We start from the raw sequence: 19,146 nt of genomic DNA, 5'->3' as shown, positions 1-19,146 counted from the left end.
GGTCCCGGAAAGGTATCCCCCTGCTCGAACCCCATACATTTCAGTCGCCTTCAAAAAGAATTAGCGCTGGATTCAGGAGGTACTATCTTCCGAGTACCGACCGGGCAATGATTTCCTTCATTACTTCCGAGGTGCCGCCATAAATCCGCTGCACCCGGGCATCAATAAAGTTCCTGGAAATCGGGTACTCCGTGGTGTAGCCGTAGCCGCCAAACAGCTGCAAACAGCCATCAGCAACACGACACTGCATCTCGGTAGCGCTGTACTTGGCCATGGACGCCGTGGGGGCATCCAATTTGCCATCTTCGTATTCCCGAATGCACTGGTCCACAAACGCTTTGTTGATGCGGTAATCCGTTTCCATGCGGGCAATTTCGAAACGTGTGTTCTGCAACTGGCTGAGCTTTTGGCCAAACAGCTCACGCTCCTGGGCATACTGGATGGTCATGTCCAGCGAGCCCCGGGCCGCTGCCACACCCAGCGCTCCGATCACCAGTCGCTCACGGGGCAGTTCGCGCATCAGGTAAACGAAACCCTGTCCTTCCTCGCCCAGCAACGCCGAGGCAGGTATGCGCATGTCGGAGAAAAACAGTTCAGAGGTATCGCCAGAGTGCTGGCCAATCTTGTCCAGGTTCCGGCCTTTGCTGAATCCTGGCAACGACGTATCCACCAGGAACAGGCTGATCCCTTTGGCTCCGGCTTTGGGATCGGTTTTGGCGGCGACGATCACCATATCGGCGTGTTGGCCGTTGGTGATGAAGGTCTTGGAGCCATTGAGGATGTAGTCGTCGCCGTCTTTTACAGCGCTGGTGCGCATGGCCTGCAAGTCGCTGCCGGCGCCCGGTTCGGTCATGGCAATGGCGCCCACCGCCTCACCTGATACCATCTTCGGCAGCCACTGCTGTTTCTGCTGTTCATTGCCGATATGGCTGAGATAGGGCGCGACAATGTCGGAATGCACCATCACGTTGGTGGAAAGCGCACCGAATCCCAGCCGGGCAAGCTCCTCACCCACCACGACCGAGTACTGGAAGGGTGCGCCGCAGCCGCCGCAGCTTTCCGGCACATCGACGCACAGCATGCCTGCATCGCCCAGAGTGTTCCAAAGCTCCCGTGGCACAATGCCGCTTTTCTCCCAGGCCTCGTAATGCGGGGCCACTTCGGTTTCCAGAGCCTTGATCACAGACTCCCGGAAAAGAGCCAGTTCTTCCTGATCGACAGGGTTAGTCATATCACTCACCTGTGGTTACCGGTTCGCTTTTGGCGAACACCATTACAGAAACCTGCTTTTGGCAGGTTATTCCAATGTCACTTTGGCGCCATCCGCAGGGCACAATCAAGCCGGATGACTTCGCCATTCAGAATCGGGTTGCGCACCATCTGGTCCACCATCATCCCGAACTCTTCCGGCTTACCGAGGCGTTTCGGGAACGGTAGCGTGGCTGCAAGGCTGTCCTGCACTTCCTGGGGCATACCCGCCAGCATTGGTGTCATAAACAGGCCAGGAGCAATGGTATTCACCCGAATCCCTTCACGGGCCAGCTCGCGGGCCGCCTGCAGGGTCAGGGACACCACACCGCCTTTGGATGCGCTGTAAGCCGCCTGGCCAATCTGGCCTTCGTAGGCAGCAACCGAAGCGGTATTGATGATGACACCGCGCTCGCCGTCACCGTTCGGTTCCCGTTGCGCCATATCGGCAGCCGCCAGCCGCAAGATATTGAAGGTGCCGATCAGATTAACCTGGACCACCTTGCTAAAGCTTTCCAGCGGCATCACACCTTCCCGGCCCAGAATCTTGGCCGCCGGCGCAATACCCGCGCAGTTCACGGCGACACCGCAGGGGCCGTGAGCCTCTCGCGCAGCATTGACAGCAGCCTCAGCACTGTCGGCCGAAGTCACATCACAATGCAGGAAGATACCGCCGAGCTCAGCCGCAACCTTTTCGCCCTGCTCCTTGTTCACATCAAGAATCGCAACCTTGCAGCCAGCCGCCGCCAGAGCACGGGCAGCGCCCTCACCCAGACCGGAGGCACCGCCTGTTACAATTGCCGGCACATTCTGGAATTCCATCGGGTACTCCTTATTAACAATGATCGAAGTCTGATCCGCGGGTATTCATTCGGACCACAAAAACACTTTACGTTTACGTAAACTTTAACTAACCTTGGTGAAAAAAGGAAATCCGTCATGAGCGAAAAACGAACTTTCAGCATCAGCGAGCTTTCCCAGGAGTTCGATGTAACCACCCGGAGCATCCGGTTCTATGAAGACCAGGGGCTGCTCAAGCCCACCCGGCGCGGGCAAACCCGGATCTTCAGCACCAAGGACCGCGTTCGCTTGAAGCTGATTCTCCGGGGCAAGCGCATGGGCTTTTCCCTGGCCGAAACGAAAGAACTGTTCGACCTCTGGGACGAAACGCTGACCGGCAATGAAAAGCAGCTGCTGAAGATGCTGGAAATCCTCAGCGCAAGACGGGAACAGCTGGAACAGCAGAAAGAAGACATCGCCATGGCAGAGATGGAAATGGACACCGCCGAAGCACGGTGCCGCGAAGCCCTGACCGAACTGCAGAAGAAAAAGGAAGAGCAGGGCCTGACGACGAACACCAAAGAAACCGCTGTCAGCAAATAGAACCTGGCAGCCAACGGATACCCGACGTTAAAAACAAAAAGGTAGCAAACGATGAAATCACAGTACTCAGAGCTCAATTTCGGCCTCGGCGAGACCCTGGACATGCTCCGGGAACAGGTGAATAACTTCGCCGCCACCGAAATTGCCCCGCGGGCCGAGGAAATCGACAAAAACAACGAATTCCCCATGGACCTGTGGCGCAAACTGGGCGACATGGGCCTGCTGGGCATTACCGTCAGCGAAGAGTACGGCGGCTCCGACATGGGCTATGTGGCCCACGTCATCGCCATGGAAGAAATCAGCCGCGCCTCGGCCTCCGTTGGCCTCTCTTACGGTGCCCACTCCAACCTGTGCGTGAACCAGATTCACCGCAACGGCACCGAAGAACAAAAGCAGAAATACCTGCCCAAGCTGGTCACCGGTGAACACATCGGCGCCCTGGCCATGTCCGAGCCCAACGCCGGCTCCGACGTAATCTCCATGAAACTCCACGCCCGCGACGAAGGCGACCACTACGTCCTCAACGGCAACAAGATGTGGATCACCAACGGTCCGGACGCACACACTTACGTTATCTACGCCAAGACTGACCCGAAAGGCGGTTCCAAAGGCGTCACCGCCTTTATCGTAGAGCGCGACTACCCGGGCTTCAGCCGCCACCAGAAACTCGACAAACTCGGCATGCGCGGCTCCAACACCTGTGAACTGGTGTTCCAGGACTGCAAAGTTCCCAAAGAAAACGTCCTGGGCGGCGTGGGCAACGGTGCCAAAGTCCTCATGAGCGGCCTCGACTACGAACGCCTCGTCCTCTCCGGCGGCCCGCTGGGCATCATGCAGGCTGCTATGGATGTGGTCGTCCCCTACATCCGCGAGCGTAAACAATTCGGCCAGGCCATCGGTGAATTCGAACTGGTACAGGGCAAAGTCGCCGACATGTACACCTGGATGAACACCGCGAAATCCTACGTCTACATGGTGGCCCAGTCCGCCGACCGCGGCGAAACCACCCGCAAAGACGCCGCCGGCGCCATCCTCTACTCCGCCGAAATGGCCACCAAACTGGCCCTGGACGCCATCCAGCTGCTGGGCGGCAACGGCTACATCAACGAATACCCGACCGGCCGCCTGCTGCGGGACGCGAAACTCTACGAAATCGGCGCTGGAACGTCTGAAATCCGACGGATGCTGATCGGTCGCGAGCTGTTCCTGAACAAGTAACGACGCACAGAATCCAGCTCCAATTGTACGACTAGGGACTGGAGGGGTGTCGTTCCGAAAATTTCGGAGGCCATGGATGGCCGGAGAGAAGCGCACATGGATGTGCTCGTAGCGGTTTTCGGAACGACACCCCTCCAGGCCCGTGCCCCCAACCCGAGGGACCACGGAACATGACGATACTCCAAAGCAAAATCAACCCAAGGTCCGACGAATTCCAGGCCAACCACCAGGCCATGCAACAAGCCGTCGCCGACCTCCGGGAAAAAGTCGAAAAGATCCACCAGGGCGGCGGCCCCGACTACCAGAAGCGCCACACCGACCGAGGCAAACTCCTGCCTCGCGAGCGCATCAACACCCTCATCGACGAAGGCTCCCCCTTCCTCGAAATCGGCCAGTTCGCCGCCTACAACGTCTATAAGGAAGAAGTGCCCGCCGCTGGCGTCATCGCCGGCATCGGCCGCGTCTCCGGCACCGAGTGCATGATTATCGCCAACGACGCCACCGTCAAAGGCGGCACCTACTTCCCGCTGACCGTGAAAAAGCACCTGCGGGCCCAGGAAATCGCCATGGCCAACCGCCTGCCCTGCATCTACCTGGTGGATTCCGGTGGCGCCAACCTGCCCCAACAGGATGAAGTCTTCCCCGACCGCGACCACTTCGGCCGCATTTTCTACAACCAGGCCCGTATGAGCGCAGACGACATTCCCCAGATTGCCGTCGTCATGGGCCTGTGTACCGCCGGGGGCGCCTACGTGCCCGCCATGGCCGACGAATCCATCATCGTCCGTAACCAGGGCACCATCTTCCTGGCCGGCCCACCGCTGGTAAAAGCCGCCACAGGTGAAGTGGTCAGCGCGGAAGACCTGGGGGGCGCAGACGTGCATTGTAAAATCTCCGGTGTCGCCGACCACTACGCCGAGAATGATGCCCACGGCCTGGAAATCGCCCGGCGCTGCGTGGCCAACCTGAACCGTCGCAAACCAGTACCGGTTGAGGTCCAGAAGCCCCGCGCCCCGCTGTACGATCAGGAAGAAATCTACGGCATCGTCGGCACCGACCTGCGCAAGCAGTTTGATGCGCGCGACGTCATCGCCCGCATCGTCGACGGCTCAGAATTCGACGAATTCAAGCGCTATTACGGCTCCACCCTGGTAACCGGGTTTGCCCACATCCACGGCTACCCCGTGGGCATCATCGCCAACAACGGCATCCTGTTCAGCGAATCCGCCCAGAAAGGCGCGCACTTTATTGAACTGTGTTGCCAACGCAACATACCCCTGCTGTTCCTGCAGAACATTACCGGCTTCATGGTCGGCCAGAAATACGAAGCCGAGGGCATCGCCAAACATGGCGCCAAGATGGTGATGGCCGTGGCCTGTGCCAACGTGCCCAAGATTACCGTTCTGATTGGCGGTAGCTACGGTGCCGGCAACTACGGCATGTGTGGCCGCGCCTACAGCCCGGACTTCCTGTGGATGTGGCCGAATGCCCGGATCTCCGTCATGGGCGGCGAACAGGCAGCCGGCGTGCTGGCGCAGGTACGCCGGGAAGGCCTGGAGCGTAAAGGCCAGAGCTGGAGCGCCGAGGAAGAAGCCGAGTTCAAGAAGCCCATTACCGAAACCTACGAACACCAGGGCCACCCGTACTACGCCAGCGCCCGCCTGTGGGATGACGGCGTGATCGACCCGGCCCAGACCCGGGAAGTGGTTGCCCTGAGCCTGTCTGCCACCCTCAACCGGCCCGCCAAGCCAACGCGCTTCGGCGTGTTCCGCATGTAAAGGAGCGCAGCCATGTCACAGCAAGACACAGCGGTTCTGCTGCACCAACGGGGCGATGGCGTCTCAGAAGTGGTGTTGAACCGCCCGGACAAACGCAATGCCTTCGACGACGTGATCATCCAGCAGCTGATTCAGGCACTGGAACACGTGGACCGGGATGAGCAAACCCAGATTGTTATCCTGCGCTCAGAGGGCAAACACTTTTCCGCCGGTGCCGATCTGGGCTGGATGCGCCGCATGGCGGACAACACCCGCCAGGAAAACCTGGACGACTCCCGGGAACTGGCCCGTCTGATGAACACCCTGAACCACCTGTCCAAGCCCGTGATCGGCCTGGTGCAGGGAGCGGCCTTCGGCGGCGCGGTCGGCCTAGCGGCCTGCTGCGACATCGTGCTGGCCACTGAAAAAGCCAGCTTCTGCCTGAGCGAAGTCAAACTCGGCCTGATTCCGGCCGTGATCAGCCCCTATGTGGTGCGAGCCATCGGCGAACGTCAGGCCCGGCGCTACTTCCTGTCGGCGGAAGTCTTCAGTGCTCAGGAGGCGCAGCACTACGGCCTGGTTCACCTGGTGTGCGAAGACGAACAGGCCATGCACCAGCGTTGCGACGAGCTGCTACTGCAACTTGCGCTGAACGGTCCCGAAGCCATGAAAGCAGCCAAAGAACTGGTCTTTGCGGTCAGCCACAAGACCATCACCTCCGAAGTGATTGACGACACCGCGCAGCGCATCGCTGATATTCGTGTGGGCGAAGAAGGCCAGGAAGGGCTTAGCGCTTTCCTGAACAAACGAAAGGCCAGTTGGATTCCGGAGACACAATAATGTTTAACAAGATCCTGATAGCCAACCGGGGCGAAATCGCCTGCCGGATCATCCAGACGGCCCATCGAATGGGCATCCGTTGCGTAGCGGTCTATTCCGAAGCCGACGCCAACGCCCGGCACGTGGCCATGGCCGATGAGGCCTTCTACATCGGCCCCGCCCCCAGCTCCGAGAGCTACCTGCGGGCCGACAAGATTATCGAGATTGCCAAAGAAAGCGGTGCCCAGGCTATCCACCCGGGGTACGGCTTCCTGTCTGAAAACACCGACTTCGCAGAAGCCTGCGAAGCCAACGATATCGTCTTCATCGGCCCGCCCTCTTCCGCCATCGCCGCCATGGGCTCCAAGTCCGCGGCAAAAGCGATCATGGAAGACGCCGGTGTACCGCTGGTGCCGGGCTACCACGGCAAGGACCAGTCGCCGGACTTGCTGCGGGCTGAAGCCGAAAAATGCGGTTTCCCGCTGCTGCTGAAAGCGGTTGCCGGCGGTGGCGGCAAAGGCATGCGGGTGGTCGAAAACATGGCCGAATTCGACGATGCCCTGGCCGCGGCCCAGCGCGAGGCAAAAAATGCGTTCGGCAACCCGGACATGCTGATCGAGCGCTACCTGACCCAGCCACGCCATGTCGAAATCCAGGTGTTCTGCGATCAATCCGGCAACGGCATCTATCTGGCCGAGCGGGACTGCTCCGTGCAGCGCCGGCACCAGAAAGTGCTGGAAGAAGCGCCCGCCCCCGGCCTCAGTGAAGACACCCGCAAAGCCATGGGCGAAGCCGCGGTGCGGGCGGCCCAGGCCATCAACTACGTGGGCGCCGGCACCGTCGAGTTTCTGTACGACGTGGACGGTTCCTTCTTCTTCATGGAAATGAATACCCGCCTGCAGGTAGAACACCCGGTCACCGAAATGGTCACCGGCCAGGATCTGGTGGAATGGCAACTGAAAGTGGCCTGGGGTGAGCCCCTGCCGCTGACCCAGGACCAGGTAAAGACCCGTGGCCACGCCATCGAGGCGCGTATCTACGCCGAAGATCCGGATCAGGACTTCCTGCCAGCCACCGGAACCCTGCGTTACCTCAGCACTCCGGATGAGTCTGCCCACGTGCGGGTAGATACCGGCGTGACCGAAGGCGATGAAATCAGCATCCACTACGACCCGATGATTGCCAAACTCATCGTGTGGGACGAGACCCGCGAACAGGCGGTCAACCGCATGGTTCAGGCCCTGGAGCACTACCGTATCGCCGGGCTGAAAACCAATATCCGGTTCCTGCACGCGGCGGTGGATGCGCAGCCATTCCGCGAAGCCGAACTGACCACCAACTTCATTGCCACTCACAACGACCTGCTGTTCCCGAAATCCAGACTGGATCTGGACAAGGCACTGGTGCTTGCCGCTGGATTCATCCTGGAGCAACGCAAATCAGCGGAACCGGTTACCGGCGATCCCTGGTCGCCGTTCGGCCGCAAGAACAGCTGGCGCATGAACTCCGAATACGCCCAGCCTCTCACCCTTCAGGTGGGCGACGATAAACACGAGCTCAAGATCCTGGAACGGGATGACCGCTACCAGGTGTTCGTGGGCGGCAGCGTGTACCACCTGAACGCCAAACTGAATGACGATTACCTGCAGGCGGTGATCAACGGCCACCGGCTAAGCGTGCACGGCAACCTGCACAACGAAGAACTGGTGCTCTTCTACGAGGGCGATACCTTCAAGTGCACCGTATACCGGGAAACCTACGGGTTTGAGGAAATGGCCAGCGAAGGCAGCCTGGCGGCGCCCATGAACGGCTCCGTAGTGGCGATTCAGGCCCAGGTAGGCGACAAGGTAACGGCCGGCCAGACGCTGGTGATCATGGAAGCCATGAAAATGGAACACGCCATCAAGGCGCCCGCCGATGGTGTGGTTTCCGAGATTTTCTACGCCGAGGGTGACCAGGTGGCCGAGGGTGCGGAACTCATCGCCATCGACACCGGGGAGGCAGAATAATGGCCTTTCCGAAGCAGGCTCGGTTGGTGGAAATGAGCCCCAGGGACGGGCTTCAGAATGAGCCCGGCGATGTGATCGCCACCGAGGTCAAAACCGGCCTGATCGACCGGCTGGCCGATTGCGGTCTCAGTCACATCGAGGCCGCCAGCTTCGTATCACCCAAATGGGTGCCGCAAATGGGCGACGCGGCCGCAGTGATGGCCGGCATCACCCGTAAACCCGGCGTTCGCTACTCGGCCCTCACCCCGAACCTGAAAGGATTCGAGGGCGCCCTGGCGGCCGGGGCCGACGAAGTAGCGGTATTCGGTGCGGCATCGGAGTCCTTCACCCAAAAGAACATCAACTGCACGATTGCTGAAAGCCTGGAGCGCTTTGCACCGGTGGTTGAAGAAGCCCGCAAACACGGCATTCCCGTACGCGGTTACGTGTCTACCGTGATGGGCTGCCCGTACGAGGGCGATATCCAACCGGCACAAGTGGCCACCGTGGCCAAGGCCCTGTACGACATGGGCTGTCACGAAATATCCCTGGGCGACACCATCGGCGTGGGTACGCCCCTGAAAGCCAAGCGGATGCTCGAAGCCGTGGCCGCCCATGTGCCCATGGACAAACTGGCGGCGCATTTCCACGACACCTATGGCCAGGCCCTGGCCAACCTGTACGCAGTACTGGAAGAGGGCGTAAGCGTGATTGACGCCTCTGTGGCCGGTCTGGGCGGCTGCCCTTATGCCAAAGGGGCATCTGGCAACGTAGCCACCGAAGACGTGCTATACCTGCTTAACGGCCTGGGCATCGATACCGGCGCGGATCTGAACAAGCTGGTGAAAACCGGCGACTGGATCTGCGCGCAACTGAAACGTCATAACGGCTCTAAAGTGGGCCAGGCACTCGGGGGCCTGTGCCAGTAACTTTCCAGCCCTCAACTACAAAAACAATGGAGGCAGAGACATGAGCAAGACTCTCCCAAGTTACACCAGCGGTATCGCAGAAAAGCCACTGCTGGGCATGACCATCGGCGATATGCTGGACCGCACCGCCCAACAGTTTCCCGACAACGAGGCTCTGGTGTGCCTGCACCAGGACATTCGCTGGACTTACAAAGAGTTCGTCGACAAGGTAAACGAAGCGGCCCGGGCGTTCATGGCCATCGGCGTCAAGCGTGGCGACCGCGTGGGCATCTGGTCACCCAACCGCTACGAATGGACCGTTACCCAGTTTGCGACTGCGAAAGTAGGCGCCATTCTGGTAAACATCAACCCGGCCTACGGTGTTCACGAGCTGAAGTACGCCATGAATCTGGCCGGCATCAGCGTTCTGGTTACCGCCGACAGCTTCAAAACCTCCAACTACCGGGAGATGATCTACGAGCTGGCCCCGGAACTGAAGCGCAGCGCACCCGGTAAACTCAAAGCTGACAACGTCCCCGATCTCCGGGCGGTCATTAACGTACACCCGGATAACCACGAGGGTATGTGGACCTGGCAGGATTTCCTGGGCTTTGCCGGCGACGTATCAGAGGCGGACCTTGCCAAGCGTCAGGATGAGCTGCAGTTCGACGACCCCATCAATATCCAGTTCACCTCCGGTACCACCGGCAACCCGAAAGGCGCCACGCTCACCCACCACAACATTCTGAACAACGGCTATTTTGTTGGTGAAAGCCAGCGCCTGACCGAGAACGACCGGCTGGTGATTCCAGTGCCGCTCTACCATTGCTTCGGCATGGTGATGGGCAACCTGGGCTGCATCACCCATGGCACCGCCATGATCTACCCGAGCGAAGGCTTTGACCCGAAAACCGTACTCCAGGCGGTCCACCAGGAAAAAGCCACGGCCTTGTACGGTGTCCCCACCATGTTCATCGCCGAACTGGCCGACCCGGAGTTCGACAGCTACGACCTTTCCACCCTGCGCACCGGCATCATGGCAGGTTCCATCTGCCCCGCCGAAGTCATGAAGAAGGTCAACGGCAAAATGCACATGAAAGAAGTGCAGATTGCCTACGGCATGACGGAAACCAGCCCGGTTTCCACCCAGACCAGTTCCCTCGACCCGTTCGAGAAGCAGGTCACCACCGTGGGCCGCACCCAGCCGCACCTGGAAACCAAGATTGTCGACCCGGGCACAGGCAACGTCATGCCCCGAGGTGAGATTGGCGAACTATGTACCCGCGGCTACAGCGTAATGCTGAAGTACTGGAACAACGAGGAAAAGACCCGCGAAGCCATCGACGATGCCGGCTGGATGCACACCGGCGACCTGGCGACCATGGACGAGGATGGTTACATCCAGATCGTGGGCCGCATCAAGGACATGGTGATCCGCGGTGGTGAAAACATCTACCCGAAAGAGATCGAAGAGTTCCTCTACACTCACCCGGCCATTGAAGAGGTGCAGGTAACCGGTATTCCGGACGAGAAGTACGGTGAAGAGCTGATTGCCTGGGTGAAACTGCGGCCCGATGCAGACCCGGTAACCGCAGAGGACCTGCAGGCCTTCTGCAAGGGCAAGATCGCCCACTTCAAGATTCCCAAAAACTACAAGTTTGTGGATGCCTTCCCGATGACCGTGACCGGGAAGATCCAGAAGTTCAAGATGCGGGAAATCTCGATTGAGGAAATGGGACTGAAGCAATAATCGAATACCGCTCAACCCCAGGAAACCCGGCCACGGCCGGGTTTCTGCTATCAGTGAAACCTAATGCTTGCTCATACGCTTGTACCGGTAGGGCTCACCCTCTTCATTCTGCAGTTGATAATCGTAGGCAGCCTGGAGCCCGGTTTCGTCTTCCGTCTCCTCCTCCGGTTCCTGCTCCAGATAGCGCGGGTATAGAGGTGAAAACATGGCCACGACAATGCCAATGGCGCAGAAGAACCCAAAGGCATCGGCATACCCCACCTGCCCCACCAGCATACCGACCACAGGCGAGCCCGCTGCCTGTCCCAGAGACACCGCCATGAATGGCAGCACCGGCCCCATGGACAGCCGCCCCGGCAACAAACGAATCCCTGTCATCAGGTACAGCCCGGTCAGACTCATATAGGCCAGCCCGAACACCAGGGCTGAAAACGCTGCCAGCGGCAGGTTGTCTGGACTGGCAGCCAACAGAGCCAGGCTCGCCGCAAGCATCATCAACATCAATGCCTGGGTGATCGGCGGGTTATTGCGGTCTGCCAGATCGGCAACCACGGCACCACCCAGGCCAGCAACCCCAACGCCCAGCCACAGCCAGGCGGTGGAATCGGAACTCATTTCACCCAGGTTCACCACCAGGTCGGGCGCGAAAATCCAGTAGGCCGCCGAGACAAACCCCATCATGAAGCCAAAGATCGAGAGCCGTAACAGGCGCCACCACTGCAAAGCCGTGATCGCCGGCGGTGGCGCTGCGTTAGATGGCATCACCCGTGAAACCGAAGGCAGGAAAAACCAGGTGGCAAACACCCCGATCAGGGCAAGAATGGCAAAAGACGCGTAGGTATAGCGCCAGGCCCCGGCCAGAAAAAGAACCGTGGGCACCGCAACCATCACACCCACGCTGGTACCAGCATTCATCACCGAGCTGACCCGGCCATGCATCGAGCGCCGCACCAGTGCCTGCATGGCCGCTGTCAGTGCAGGCATCATCAGGCCCGTGCAGATACCACAGGCAAATACACCCAGCCCCAGTGACAGGGCACCGGCCGATTGACTGATCAAAGCCAGTCCGACTACCCCAAAAACGCCGGAGGCCATCGCCGTATTCCGGGCGCCGAGACGGTCGGCACACCAGGGCGCCACCACCGACGCCAGTGCAAAACTGATCAGAGGGAGTGCACCGATGATACCGATCACATGGGGCGACAAAGACAGATCCGCACGAATGGGCGGAACAAACAGACCGAAGGCGAAGCGCGCAAGACCGAAGCTGATCGCAATCAACCCCGCGCCCAGGAGCGCGAACGCTGTGCTGGAGGGAAACTTCATATCGGTCTGCCCTGCTCGCTGTCCATAGCGGTCAGCGTAGACAGCAAAACCGCCAGCATCAAGCCGGCCGCCGGAATCCCACCGCTCAGCCCGTCGTCGTCACACAACCGTAACACGCCTGAAGCACAATCTGGTGTATACCAAAGGAGTTAACAATGCTTGCCATATTTGATCTCGACGAGACCCTGATTCAGGGGGACAGCTCTCAATTGTTCACCGAGTTCCTTCGGGCACAAGAGATCGAGCGCACTGACGATGCCCTCGACAAAGACCGGGATTTCATGTCGGACTACCGGCAAGGCCGACTGAACCTTCAGGCGTATATGGAATTCAGCCTGGCACCGCTACAGGGCTGGCACCGGGAACAACTCAACACCCTCGTCAGCCGGTTTATTGATCGTGTCATTGCGTCACGGGTTTTACCGACCGGCCGCGAGCGTGTTGCGTGGCATAAGGCCCAGGGGCACCGGGTGTTGATCATATCGGCCACCGGCGAACATCTGGTCAAACCCATTGCTCAGCATCTGGGCATTGAGGAAGGCATCGGCGTGGAAGTGGAATGGCGCGACGGAAGCCTGACAGGACAGATCGGGCCAAGGCGCCCCTTCCAGGAAGGAAAGGTGGCCGCCCTGCGCGAATGGCTGGGGAGGGACCAGGTAACACCGGAAAAGACCTGGTTCTATTCCGACTCGCATAACGATCTGCCGCTACTGGAACAAGTTGATTTCCCTGTTGCGGTCAACCCGGACCCCAGGCTGAGACAACACGCCCAGAAACACGGCTGGCAGATCCTGACAGATTCTGCGGCCCTGCCATGATGCTACGACACCTGGCTATGGCCCGGGCATGTCTTGCGGCGCCGGCGATCGGGCCGCCCGCCGCCCCTTCCCCGGTTATCCCAAAACCACAAGCAGCAAGCCGGCCAGGATGGTCAGGACCCCCACGACCTTCGGCCCATGCAAGGCCTCGCCCAGGAAATACCAGCCCAGGGCTACGCCCATGGGAATACTGATTTGCCGGAACGCGACAACGTAACTCACATCGTCCGCATAGGCCATAGCCCAAACCACCAACGCGTAGGTGCCCAGAATCAGGATGCCAGCCGCCATGGTGCTGCGCCAATTTGCGGCCAGCTCCCTCAACAGTCGTCGCTCTTCGGATTGTAACCACAGACCAAGACTGAGCCAGCACAGCGCCGACCAGGCCTGGAGAATCACGAACACGAGTGCCACCTCGGCGTCCTGCGCCAGTCCCGCCAATAGCGCCCGCATCCGCTCGGTGGCCAGATCATCAACCATGGAGTAACCGGCCGTGCTGGCTGCGGCCAACAGCGCAAACAACGTGGCCAGGTTACGGTAGTTCGCCAGCGTGAAGTCGCGGAATCTCTGCATTGGCAGAACAATACAGCCAGCCACAATCAGACTGATCCCTATAACCGCAGCAGTGGTGATTGCCTCCGCGGTGCCAAGGAACAACGTTCCCACTAACAGGATGATCAGCGGCGAAGAACGGGCCAGCGGGTAAACCACCGACAATTCCCCGTGTCGGTATGCTGCCGCCAGACTGCTCAGGTAGGTAGCCTGAAAGAAACCGGTCGCGACCACCAGCCACCAGATCCCTGCGTCCAGTTCCGGCAACATCCGGTGGTAATACAGTAAGACTGGCAATGTCAGAAAGGCGCCCCAGAAGGTGCTATACCAGAAGAAAGCACCAGTGGGACTGACTTTTTTGCCAAACAGGTTCCAGCCCGCATGGGCCAGCGCCGACACCAGTACAATAACAATCGCGATTGGTGTCATAGGATCATTGCCGGGCCGTTCATTCGGTGCCCTGGCGCCAGGCCCGCGTGGACCGATCCACCCAGAAGCGCAGGCCACCCTGAATGAGCTTCGCGGCAGCACAAGTGGTGGTTATCAGGATCGCCATGGCGGCGGCGGGCGCAATGTCTCCCGCCTCATCCATGTTCAGTACCGCGACAGAGGCGAGTTGTGAATCATGACCGTACAGAAAGACCACCGCAGACACCGTGGTCATGGCGTTAACGAAAAGGTAGAGCGCAACGTCAAGAATCGCCGGCAGACACAAGGGCAAGGTCACGGTAAACAGGACCCGCCAGCGAGACGCTTTCAGGGACTCGCCCACCGCTTCGAACTCCTGATCAAGCTGTTTTAACGCCGTTACCGCCGTCAGGTGGGACACCGCGTAGAAATGGCTCACGGTACACAGAATCAGAATAAACAGCGTGCCGTAGATCCCGTTGATCGGGTTATCCGGATGATTAAAGAAGAAAATATACGACAACCCAAGCACCAGGCCTGGCACCGCCAGCGGCAACAGCGACAGGAACTGAAATACACCGGTCAGCAGCCTCGGCTGGGGTGTGCGCTCCATCAGCCAGGCATTGAAGAAAACCAGCAGTGTCCCGATCACCATGGTGCCCAGGGCCATCTGCAGGCTATTGGTGTAGGCGCCCCAGCCGCCCCCGTCCATACGGCCGAACTGATAGTTGTTCAGGCTCAGTTCCAGATTGTACGGCCAGAAAGTCACGAACGAGGCGTAGACAGCCATACCGATAATGGCCAGGATGAACAGAACCGTCGGCGCCAGCATAACAGCACCGATGACATCCCTCCTGTGGTCCCGGCTCGGCCGGTAAGGCACCGAGCGCGCGGTAAAGCTTGCCGATTGCTTGCGCTGCACATAGCGGTCGGCCAGAAAGGCCAGCATGGCGGGCAGCAAAAGCAGCACGCTGACGACGGCCCCCATTTCAAATTTCTGTTGCCCGATCACCTGTTTGTAGATGTCGGTAGCCAACACGTCGAATTGCCCGCCAATCACCTTGGGCACCCCGAAGTCAGTGATCACCAGAGTGAAAACCACAAACGCGGCGCTGACCAGTCCATAACGGGCACCTGGCACCGTCACGGTCCAGAAGGTGCGCCAGGGGCTCGCCTTCAACGCGGTTGCGGCCTCATAGTGCCGACCATCGGCATTGTCCATTGCCGTCAGCAGAATCATCAGCGCATGGGGAAACGTCCAGAAACAGGACCCCATGATAATACCGATGGGGCCGTAGATTTCGGCACCGAACAACCAGCTTTTCAGGACACCCTGATTCCCGAACAGATACACCAGGCTGATCGCCGGCAGCAGAGAGGGCGCCAGTATCGGCAGCACCAGAACCCCGCGAATCCAGCCGGTCATCGGCAGGCGAGTTCGTGTTAACGCCCAGGCCGCCATAAAGGCCAGACCGACCACCACCAGGGTGCTCAGTCCTGCAACCCAGAGGGAGTTGAAAAAGGCCGATTCGATGCCGCCGGAACTCAGATAATGAGCAAAGTTGTCGAGCCCGACAAAGTCACCGGCCTTGTTCTCCACACTCTTGGACAACAGGGTATAGAGCGGCGCCAGAACCAGAAGGCTCAAAACCGCACAGCCGAGCACCAGCAGCAACGCAAACAGCCAGCGCCCGGTGACACGCTGCCGGAGTTCCGACAAGGCCCCTGCCCTGCGTGAGGGCGAGGTTAGAGGTACAGAGGAATCCATCATGAAGGTCTTACCAGGGTGAAACGAGGGCATCGGGTTTTCGCGACCTCTTTCAGGCCGCGAAGCAATGCAAGGCATCAGACGGCAGGTTGAGACAGACTGCACCGCCCACCCGCAATTCCAGTTGTCGGGCAGAGCGCGGGTCTACGTCCACCACCAGGTCCAGTTCCACGCCATGCAGCCGGACGTGGGTGCGAATAAAGGCCCCCAGGTAATCCATCGCCTGGACCTGGCCTTCCCACTCACCGTCGCCCTGCGGCAGGAGATGAACATCCTCAGGCCGAATCGCCAGACGAATGCCGTCCGGCGTGGCCGGTAGCGGCCTGACCAGATCCAGCTCCCGATTGCCGAGGCGAACACGCTGCCCGTTCACCGGAGCGCTGTCGAAAAAGTTCATTGCCCCGATAAACGACGCCACAAACGCCGAAGCAGGCTGTTGGTAGATGTCCAGGGGTGTTCCCACCTGTTCAATCACCCCGTTATTCATAACCACCACTCGGTCTGCCATGGCCAGGGCTTCTTCCTGATCGTGGGTTACCATGATGGTGGTAACGCCCAGTTGCTTCTGCAGGCTGCGAATCTCGCTGCGAAGGTGGTGGCGAACTTTCGCATCCAGAGCTGAGAGTGGCTCATCGAGAAGCAGCAGGCCCGGGGATGGCGCCAAGGCTCGGGCAAGCGCCACCCGTTGCTGCTGGCCACCGGAAAGCTGCGCGGGATACTTGCGGGCGTGATCCTCCAGCCCGACCACGGCCAGAAGCTCGTCTACCCGATCACGAACCCGGGCCTTGGGCATACCGATGCTACGCAGTCCGTACGCCACATTGTCGGTTACCGTCATGTTCGGGAACAGCGCGTAGGACTGGAACACAATGCCGAAGTCACGATCCCGGGGCGGCTTTTGCGAGATATCGACATCGCCCTGTCGGAGCGTGCCGCAGCTCTGCTGTTCAAGCCCGGCAATAATGCGAAGCAGGGTCGTCTTGCCACATCCGGACGGCCCCAGAAAACACACCAGTTCACCGGGCTCAATGGTGAGATTGATATCCTTCAACGCACAAAACTCGCCGAAGAACTTGTTTACGCCCCGGACTTCCAGACGACTTCCCTGGGTATGCTGAATCATGGTACCCCCTGCTTCTCCAATATCTGCCCGGGCACACCAGAACGGGTGCCCGGTCGCACAGGCCGGGGCTGCGCCCGGCTCCGAGCGGATTACTTGGCTTCGGATTTGCCGTCGTAACGACGCGCCCACTCGGTCAGAATGGCTTCGCGATTACTGGCGGCCCAACCGAAATCGTTGTCGATAATCAGCGCTTCCGCGTTGGCGGGAAAATGTTCCACCGGCTGTGCCACACCTGGCATCGCTACAATGGCGTAGCCTTCGTTGTACATCTCCATGGCCTGGCGGGTGATTGACCAGTCGACCAGAGTCTGGGCGGCTTCCAGTTTGTCGGTGCCGTCAACAATGGCGGTCGCTTCAACTTCCCAGCCCAGCCCTTCTTCCGGGAACACCAATTCAAGAGGCGCGCCCTTCTCTTTCAGACGGGCACCACGGAAAGCGAAAGACACACCAATCGAGGTCTCACCCGAAGCAGCCATTTTGCAAGGCTTGGAGCCGGAGTGCGTATAGCGACTGATGTTCTGATGCAGGCCGTCCATGAACTCCCAGCCTTTGTCTTCGCCCATCAACTGGAGCCAGGCTGAAACGTCCAGAAAACCGGTTCCGGAAGAGTTCGGGTTCGGCATCACAACATGGCCCCGATACACCGGTTTGGTCAGATCCTGCCAACTGGTGGGCATGGGCAAATTGTTCTTCTCAGCCTCGATGGTGTTGACGCATACCGCCGCCATCCAGGCATCCATGCCCACCCATGAGGGAGTCTCATCGCGGTCACGGAACTTCGGCGACAGTTTTTCCAGCCCTTCCGGTGCATAAGGCGTCAGCATGCCCTCGTTCTTCAGCAACAGCAGGCTGGTTCCCGCCAGCCCCCAAACGACATCTGCCTGCGGGTTTTCTTTCTCGGCCAGCAGTCGCGCGGTGATGACACCGGTGGAGTCGCGAACCCAGTTGATCTTGATGTCCGGGTGGTCTTCATTGAATCGGGCGGCATACTTCTTGAGATCTTCCGCCTCAACCGCGGTGTACACGGTCAGTTCGGTCTGGGCGTTGGCGTTAACGGCCGCCATCAGGGCGGTCAGGGCCAGGGCTTTTTTCAGGTGTTTCACGCTACTCTCCTTTTACGGCATCAGTTCGGTTAGGCTTTCTGGTCTATACCAGATTCGCTAACCACCACCTTAGGGACATTTGATTGCAAAGACGTGACAGATCAATGACGTTTCCTTGTCGGTCCCTCAGGGGCGCTCTCCCGCTGCCAGACGCCTCTCGATATCGCGGATAACGCCCGGCAGGTCCTGTATCGAATCGATGACATAGTGGGCTGCCGATCTCGCCATCACCTGGCGACCACGGGCCAGCAACGCTTCGCGATCGTTCTCCGGAAGGGCGTAAAACTGAGCTTCACTCAATCCGACTGAATTACCGGAGGCCACTACGGCCACCGTCCACATACCCGCATTCAGACCTTCCTCAATACCCGTCCCTGTGTCGTCCACTTTGACGCAGGCCTGAACTGCGCCAATGCCCAGCTCGAGTGCGTTTTTCAGACTCATGTGGGGTGCCGGCCTACCGGCCGGCACTTCTGTCGCCACAACCACGCTTTCCGGCATAAACCCCTGATCCGCGAGCCCCGGCAGCATAACGTTCACCATGTCTCGGCTATATCCGGTGTTCACCCCCAACCTGATGCCTTTTTCACGAAGCAGATCCTGAAGCGCCAGAGCACCCGGAATCAGTGTTGCCCGTTCCGCAATCGCCGCGGTCTGAAGGGGCAGAAATGCCTCATAGAGGCGATCGACATCAGCGGCCTCCGGCGCCTTACCATGAGCCTCCAGCCATTGGCTCCGAATGCGGGGCATCGCCAGCAAACAACGGATATGCTCACGCTTTTCGGTCCCCATGGGCTCCCGGGCTTCGGTTTCGGAGACATCAATGCCCTCGTTCCGGAAGAGCTGGAGAAAGGCCTGAATCGGTGCCAGTGAACCGAAATCCACGCAGGTTCCGGCAAGGTCCATAATCACCGCTTGCAGAGGACCGGTGTAACGACGGGTGTAACTGTGCATAACGCTTCTTCCTTTTGCGATCA

Annotated in this window: 16 protein-coding genes; 8 read left to right on the top strand and 8 right to left on the bottom strand. The window is 59.5% G+C overall.

All coding sequences use genetic code 11. The features are described 5' to 3' along the window. Positions 1-82: 82 nt before the first annotated feature. Positions 83-1,231: an acyl-CoA dehydrogenase family protein gene (locus MARHY_RS05570; RefSeq protein ID WP_014420932.1), complete on the bottom strand. Its 1,149-nt coding sequence runs from the start codon at positions 1,229-1,231 to the stop codon at positions 83-85. A gap of 77 nt (positions 1,232-1,308) precedes the next feature. Continuing rightward, on the bottom strand, positions 1,309-2,070 hold the full coding sequence (locus MARHY_RS05565) for a 3-hydroxyacyl-CoA dehydrogenase (protein ID WP_014420931.1): 762 nt from the start codon (positions 2,068-2,070) through the stop codon (positions 1,309-1,311). Positions 2,071-2,187: 117 nt separating this feature from the next. Here MARHY_RS05565 and MARHY_RS05560 point away from each other — a divergent pair, with 117 nt between their 5' ends. The 7 genes from MARHY_RS05560 (at position 2,188) to MARHY_RS05530 (ending at position 11,071) form a co-directional block, all read left to right on the top strand. Then, entirely contained in the window at positions 2,188-2,631 is a 444-nt protein-coding gene (locus tag MARHY_RS05560) for a MerR family transcriptional regulator (RefSeq protein ID WP_011785591.1), read from the top strand. Positions 2,632-2,682: 51 nt separating this feature from the next. Continuing rightward, a complete protein-coding gene (locus tag MARHY_RS05555) occupies positions 2,683-3,849 on the top strand; it encodes an isovaleryl-CoA dehydrogenase (RefSeq protein ID WP_014420930.1) in 1,167 nt (388 codons plus the stop codon). Between the two features lie 170 nt (positions 3,850-4,019). Further along, positions 4,020-5,627, top strand: coding sequence for a carboxyl transferase domain-containing protein (locus MARHY_RS05550; RefSeq protein ID WP_014420929.1), 1,608 nt, complete (start codon positions 4,020-4,022; stop codon positions 5,625-5,627). A 12-nt stretch (positions 5,628-5,639) separates the two neighbouring features. Further along, entirely contained in the window at positions 5,640-6,446 is an 807-nt protein-coding gene (locus MARHY_RS05545; RefSeq protein WP_014420928.1) for an enoyl-CoA hydratase-related protein, read from the top strand. Next, positions 6,446-8,434, top strand: coding sequence for an acetyl/propionyl/methylcrotonyl-CoA carboxylase subunit alpha (locus MARHY_RS05540; RefSeq protein ID WP_014420927.1), 1,989 nt, complete (start codon positions 6,446-6,448; stop codon positions 8,432-8,434). The genes MARHY_RS05545 and MARHY_RS05540 overlap by 1 nt, the downstream gene beginning before the upstream one ends. Continuing rightward, a complete protein-coding gene (locus MARHY_RS05535) occupies positions 8,434-9,342 on the top strand; it encodes a hydroxymethylglutaryl-CoA lyase (RefSeq protein ID WP_014420926.1) in 909 nt (302 codons plus the stop codon). Before MARHY_RS05540 ends, MARHY_RS05535 begins: the two co-directional genes overlap by 1 nt. A gap of 40 nt (positions 9,343-9,382) precedes the next feature. Beyond that, complete coding sequence (locus tag MARHY_RS05530) at positions 9,383-11,071, top strand: AMP-binding protein (RefSeq protein WP_014420925.1); 1,689 nt, start codon at positions 9,383-9,385, stop codon at positions 11,069-11,071. Positions 11,072-11,131: 60 nt separating this feature from the next. On the opposite strand, the gene MARHY_RS05525 is transcribed toward MARHY_RS05530, so the two are convergent. Then, a complete protein-coding gene (locus tag MARHY_RS05525; RefSeq protein WP_014420924.1) occupies positions 11,132-12,397 on the bottom strand; it encodes an MFS transporter in 1,266 nt (421 codons plus the stop codon). A 155-nt stretch (positions 12,398-12,552) separates the two neighbouring features. Here MARHY_RS05525 and MARHY_RS05520 point away from each other — a divergent pair, with 155 nt between their 5' ends. Continuing rightward, entirely contained in the window at positions 12,553-13,215 is a 663-nt protein-coding gene (locus tag MARHY_RS05520) for an HAD family hydrolase (RefSeq protein ID WP_014420923.1), read from the top strand. A 75-nt stretch (positions 13,216-13,290) separates the two neighbouring features. Here the strand turns inward: MARHY_RS05520 and MARHY_RS05515 are convergent, their stop codons facing one another. The 5 genes from MARHY_RS05515 to phnX form a co-directional block, all read right to left on the bottom strand. Next, positions 13,291-14,196: an EamA family transporter gene (locus MARHY_RS05515; RefSeq protein WP_014420922.1), complete on the bottom strand. Its 906-nt coding sequence runs from the start codon at positions 14,194-14,196 to the stop codon at positions 13,291-13,293. Between the two features lie 19 nt (positions 14,197-14,215). Next, positions 14,216-15,946, bottom strand: coding sequence for a putative 2-aminoethylphosphonate ABC transporter permease subunit (locus MARHY_RS05510; RefSeq protein WP_014420921.1), 1,731 nt, complete (start codon positions 15,944-15,946; stop codon positions 14,216-14,218). Positions 15,947-15,995: 49 nt separating this feature from the next. Beyond that, on the bottom strand, positions 15,996-17,066 hold the full coding sequence (locus tag MARHY_RS05505; protein WP_014420920.1) for a putative 2-aminoethylphosphonate ABC transporter ATP-binding protein: 1,071 nt from the start codon (positions 17,064-17,066) through the stop codon (positions 15,996-15,998). 89 nt (positions 17,067-17,155) lie between these two features. Beyond that, complete coding sequence (locus MARHY_RS05500; RefSeq protein ID WP_228703063.1) at positions 17,156-18,160, bottom strand: putative 2-aminoethylphosphonate ABC transporter substrate-binding protein; 1,005 nt, start codon at positions 18,158-18,160, stop codon at positions 17,156-17,158. A gap of 135 nt (positions 18,161-18,295) precedes the next feature. After that, entirely contained in the window at positions 18,296-19,123 is an 828-nt protein-coding gene (gene phnX / locus MARHY_RS05495) for a phosphonoacetaldehyde hydrolase (RefSeq protein WP_014420918.1), read from the bottom strand. Between the last annotated feature and the right edge of the window lie 23 nt (positions 19,124-19,146).

It is taken from the genome of Marinobacter nauticus ATCC 49840 (assembly GCF_000284615.1).
Taxonomy (GTDB): domain Bacteria; phylum Pseudomonadota; class Gammaproteobacteria; order Pseudomonadales; family Oleiphilaceae; genus Marinobacter; species Marinobacter nauticus.
The sequence above is the reverse complement of the archived record's forward strand: the minus strand, read 5'-3'. Positions and strand labels throughout refer to the sequence as shown.

Coding starts and splice junctions, on each gene's coding strand:
- MARHY_RS05570 (WP_014420932.1), bottom strand. CDS start 1,231: ATGACTAACCCTGTCGATCAGGAAGAACTGGCTCTTTTCCGGGAGTCT.
- MARHY_RS05565 (WP_014420931.1), bottom strand. CDS start 2,070: ATGGAATTCCAGAATGTGCCGGCAATTGTAACAGGCGGTGCCTCCGGT.
- MARHY_RS05560 (WP_011785591.1), top strand. CDS start 2,188: ATGAGCGAAAAACGAACTTTCAGCATCAGCGAGCTTTCCCAGGAGTTC.
- MARHY_RS05555 (WP_014420930.1), top strand. CDS start 2,683: ATGAAATCACAGTACTCAGAGCTCAATTTCGGCCTCGGCGAGACCCTG.
- MARHY_RS05550 (WP_014420929.1), top strand. CDS start 4,020: ATGACGATACTCCAAAGCAAAATCAACCCAAGGTCCGACGAATTCCAG.
- MARHY_RS05545 (WP_014420928.1), top strand. CDS start 5,640: ATGTCACAGCAAGACACAGCGGTTCTGCTGCACCAACGGGGCGATGGC.
- MARHY_RS05540 (WP_014420927.1), top strand. CDS start 6,446: ATGTTTAACAAGATCCTGATAGCCAACCGGGGCGAAATCGCCTGCCGG.
- MARHY_RS05535 (WP_014420926.1), top strand. CDS start 8,434: ATGGCCTTTCCGAAGCAGGCTCGGTTGGTGGAAATGAGCCCCAGGGAC.
- MARHY_RS05530 (WP_014420925.1), top strand. CDS start 9,383: ATGAGCAAGACTCTCCCAAGTTACACCAGCGGTATCGCAGAAAAGCCA.
- MARHY_RS05525 (WP_014420924.1), bottom strand. CDS start 12,397: ATGAAGTTTCCCTCCAGCACAGCGTTCGCGCTCCTGGGCGCGGGGTTG.
- MARHY_RS05520 (WP_014420923.1), top strand. CDS start 12,553: ATGCTTGCCATATTTGATCTCGACGAGACCCTGATTCAGGGGGACAGC.
- MARHY_RS05515 (WP_014420922.1), bottom strand. CDS start 14,196: ATGACACCAATCGCGATTGTTATTGTACTGGTGTCGGCGCTGGCCCAT.
- MARHY_RS05510 (WP_014420921.1), bottom strand. CDS start 15,946: ATGATGGATTCCTCTGTACCTCTAACCTCGCCCTCACGCAGGGCAGGG.
- MARHY_RS05505 (WP_014420920.1), bottom strand. CDS start 17,066: ATGATTCAGCATACCCAGGGAAGTCGTCTGGAAGTCCGGGGCGTAAAC.
- phnX (WP_014420918.1), bottom strand. CDS start 19,123: ATGCACAGTTACACCCGTCGTTACACCGGTCCTCTGCAAGCGGTGATT.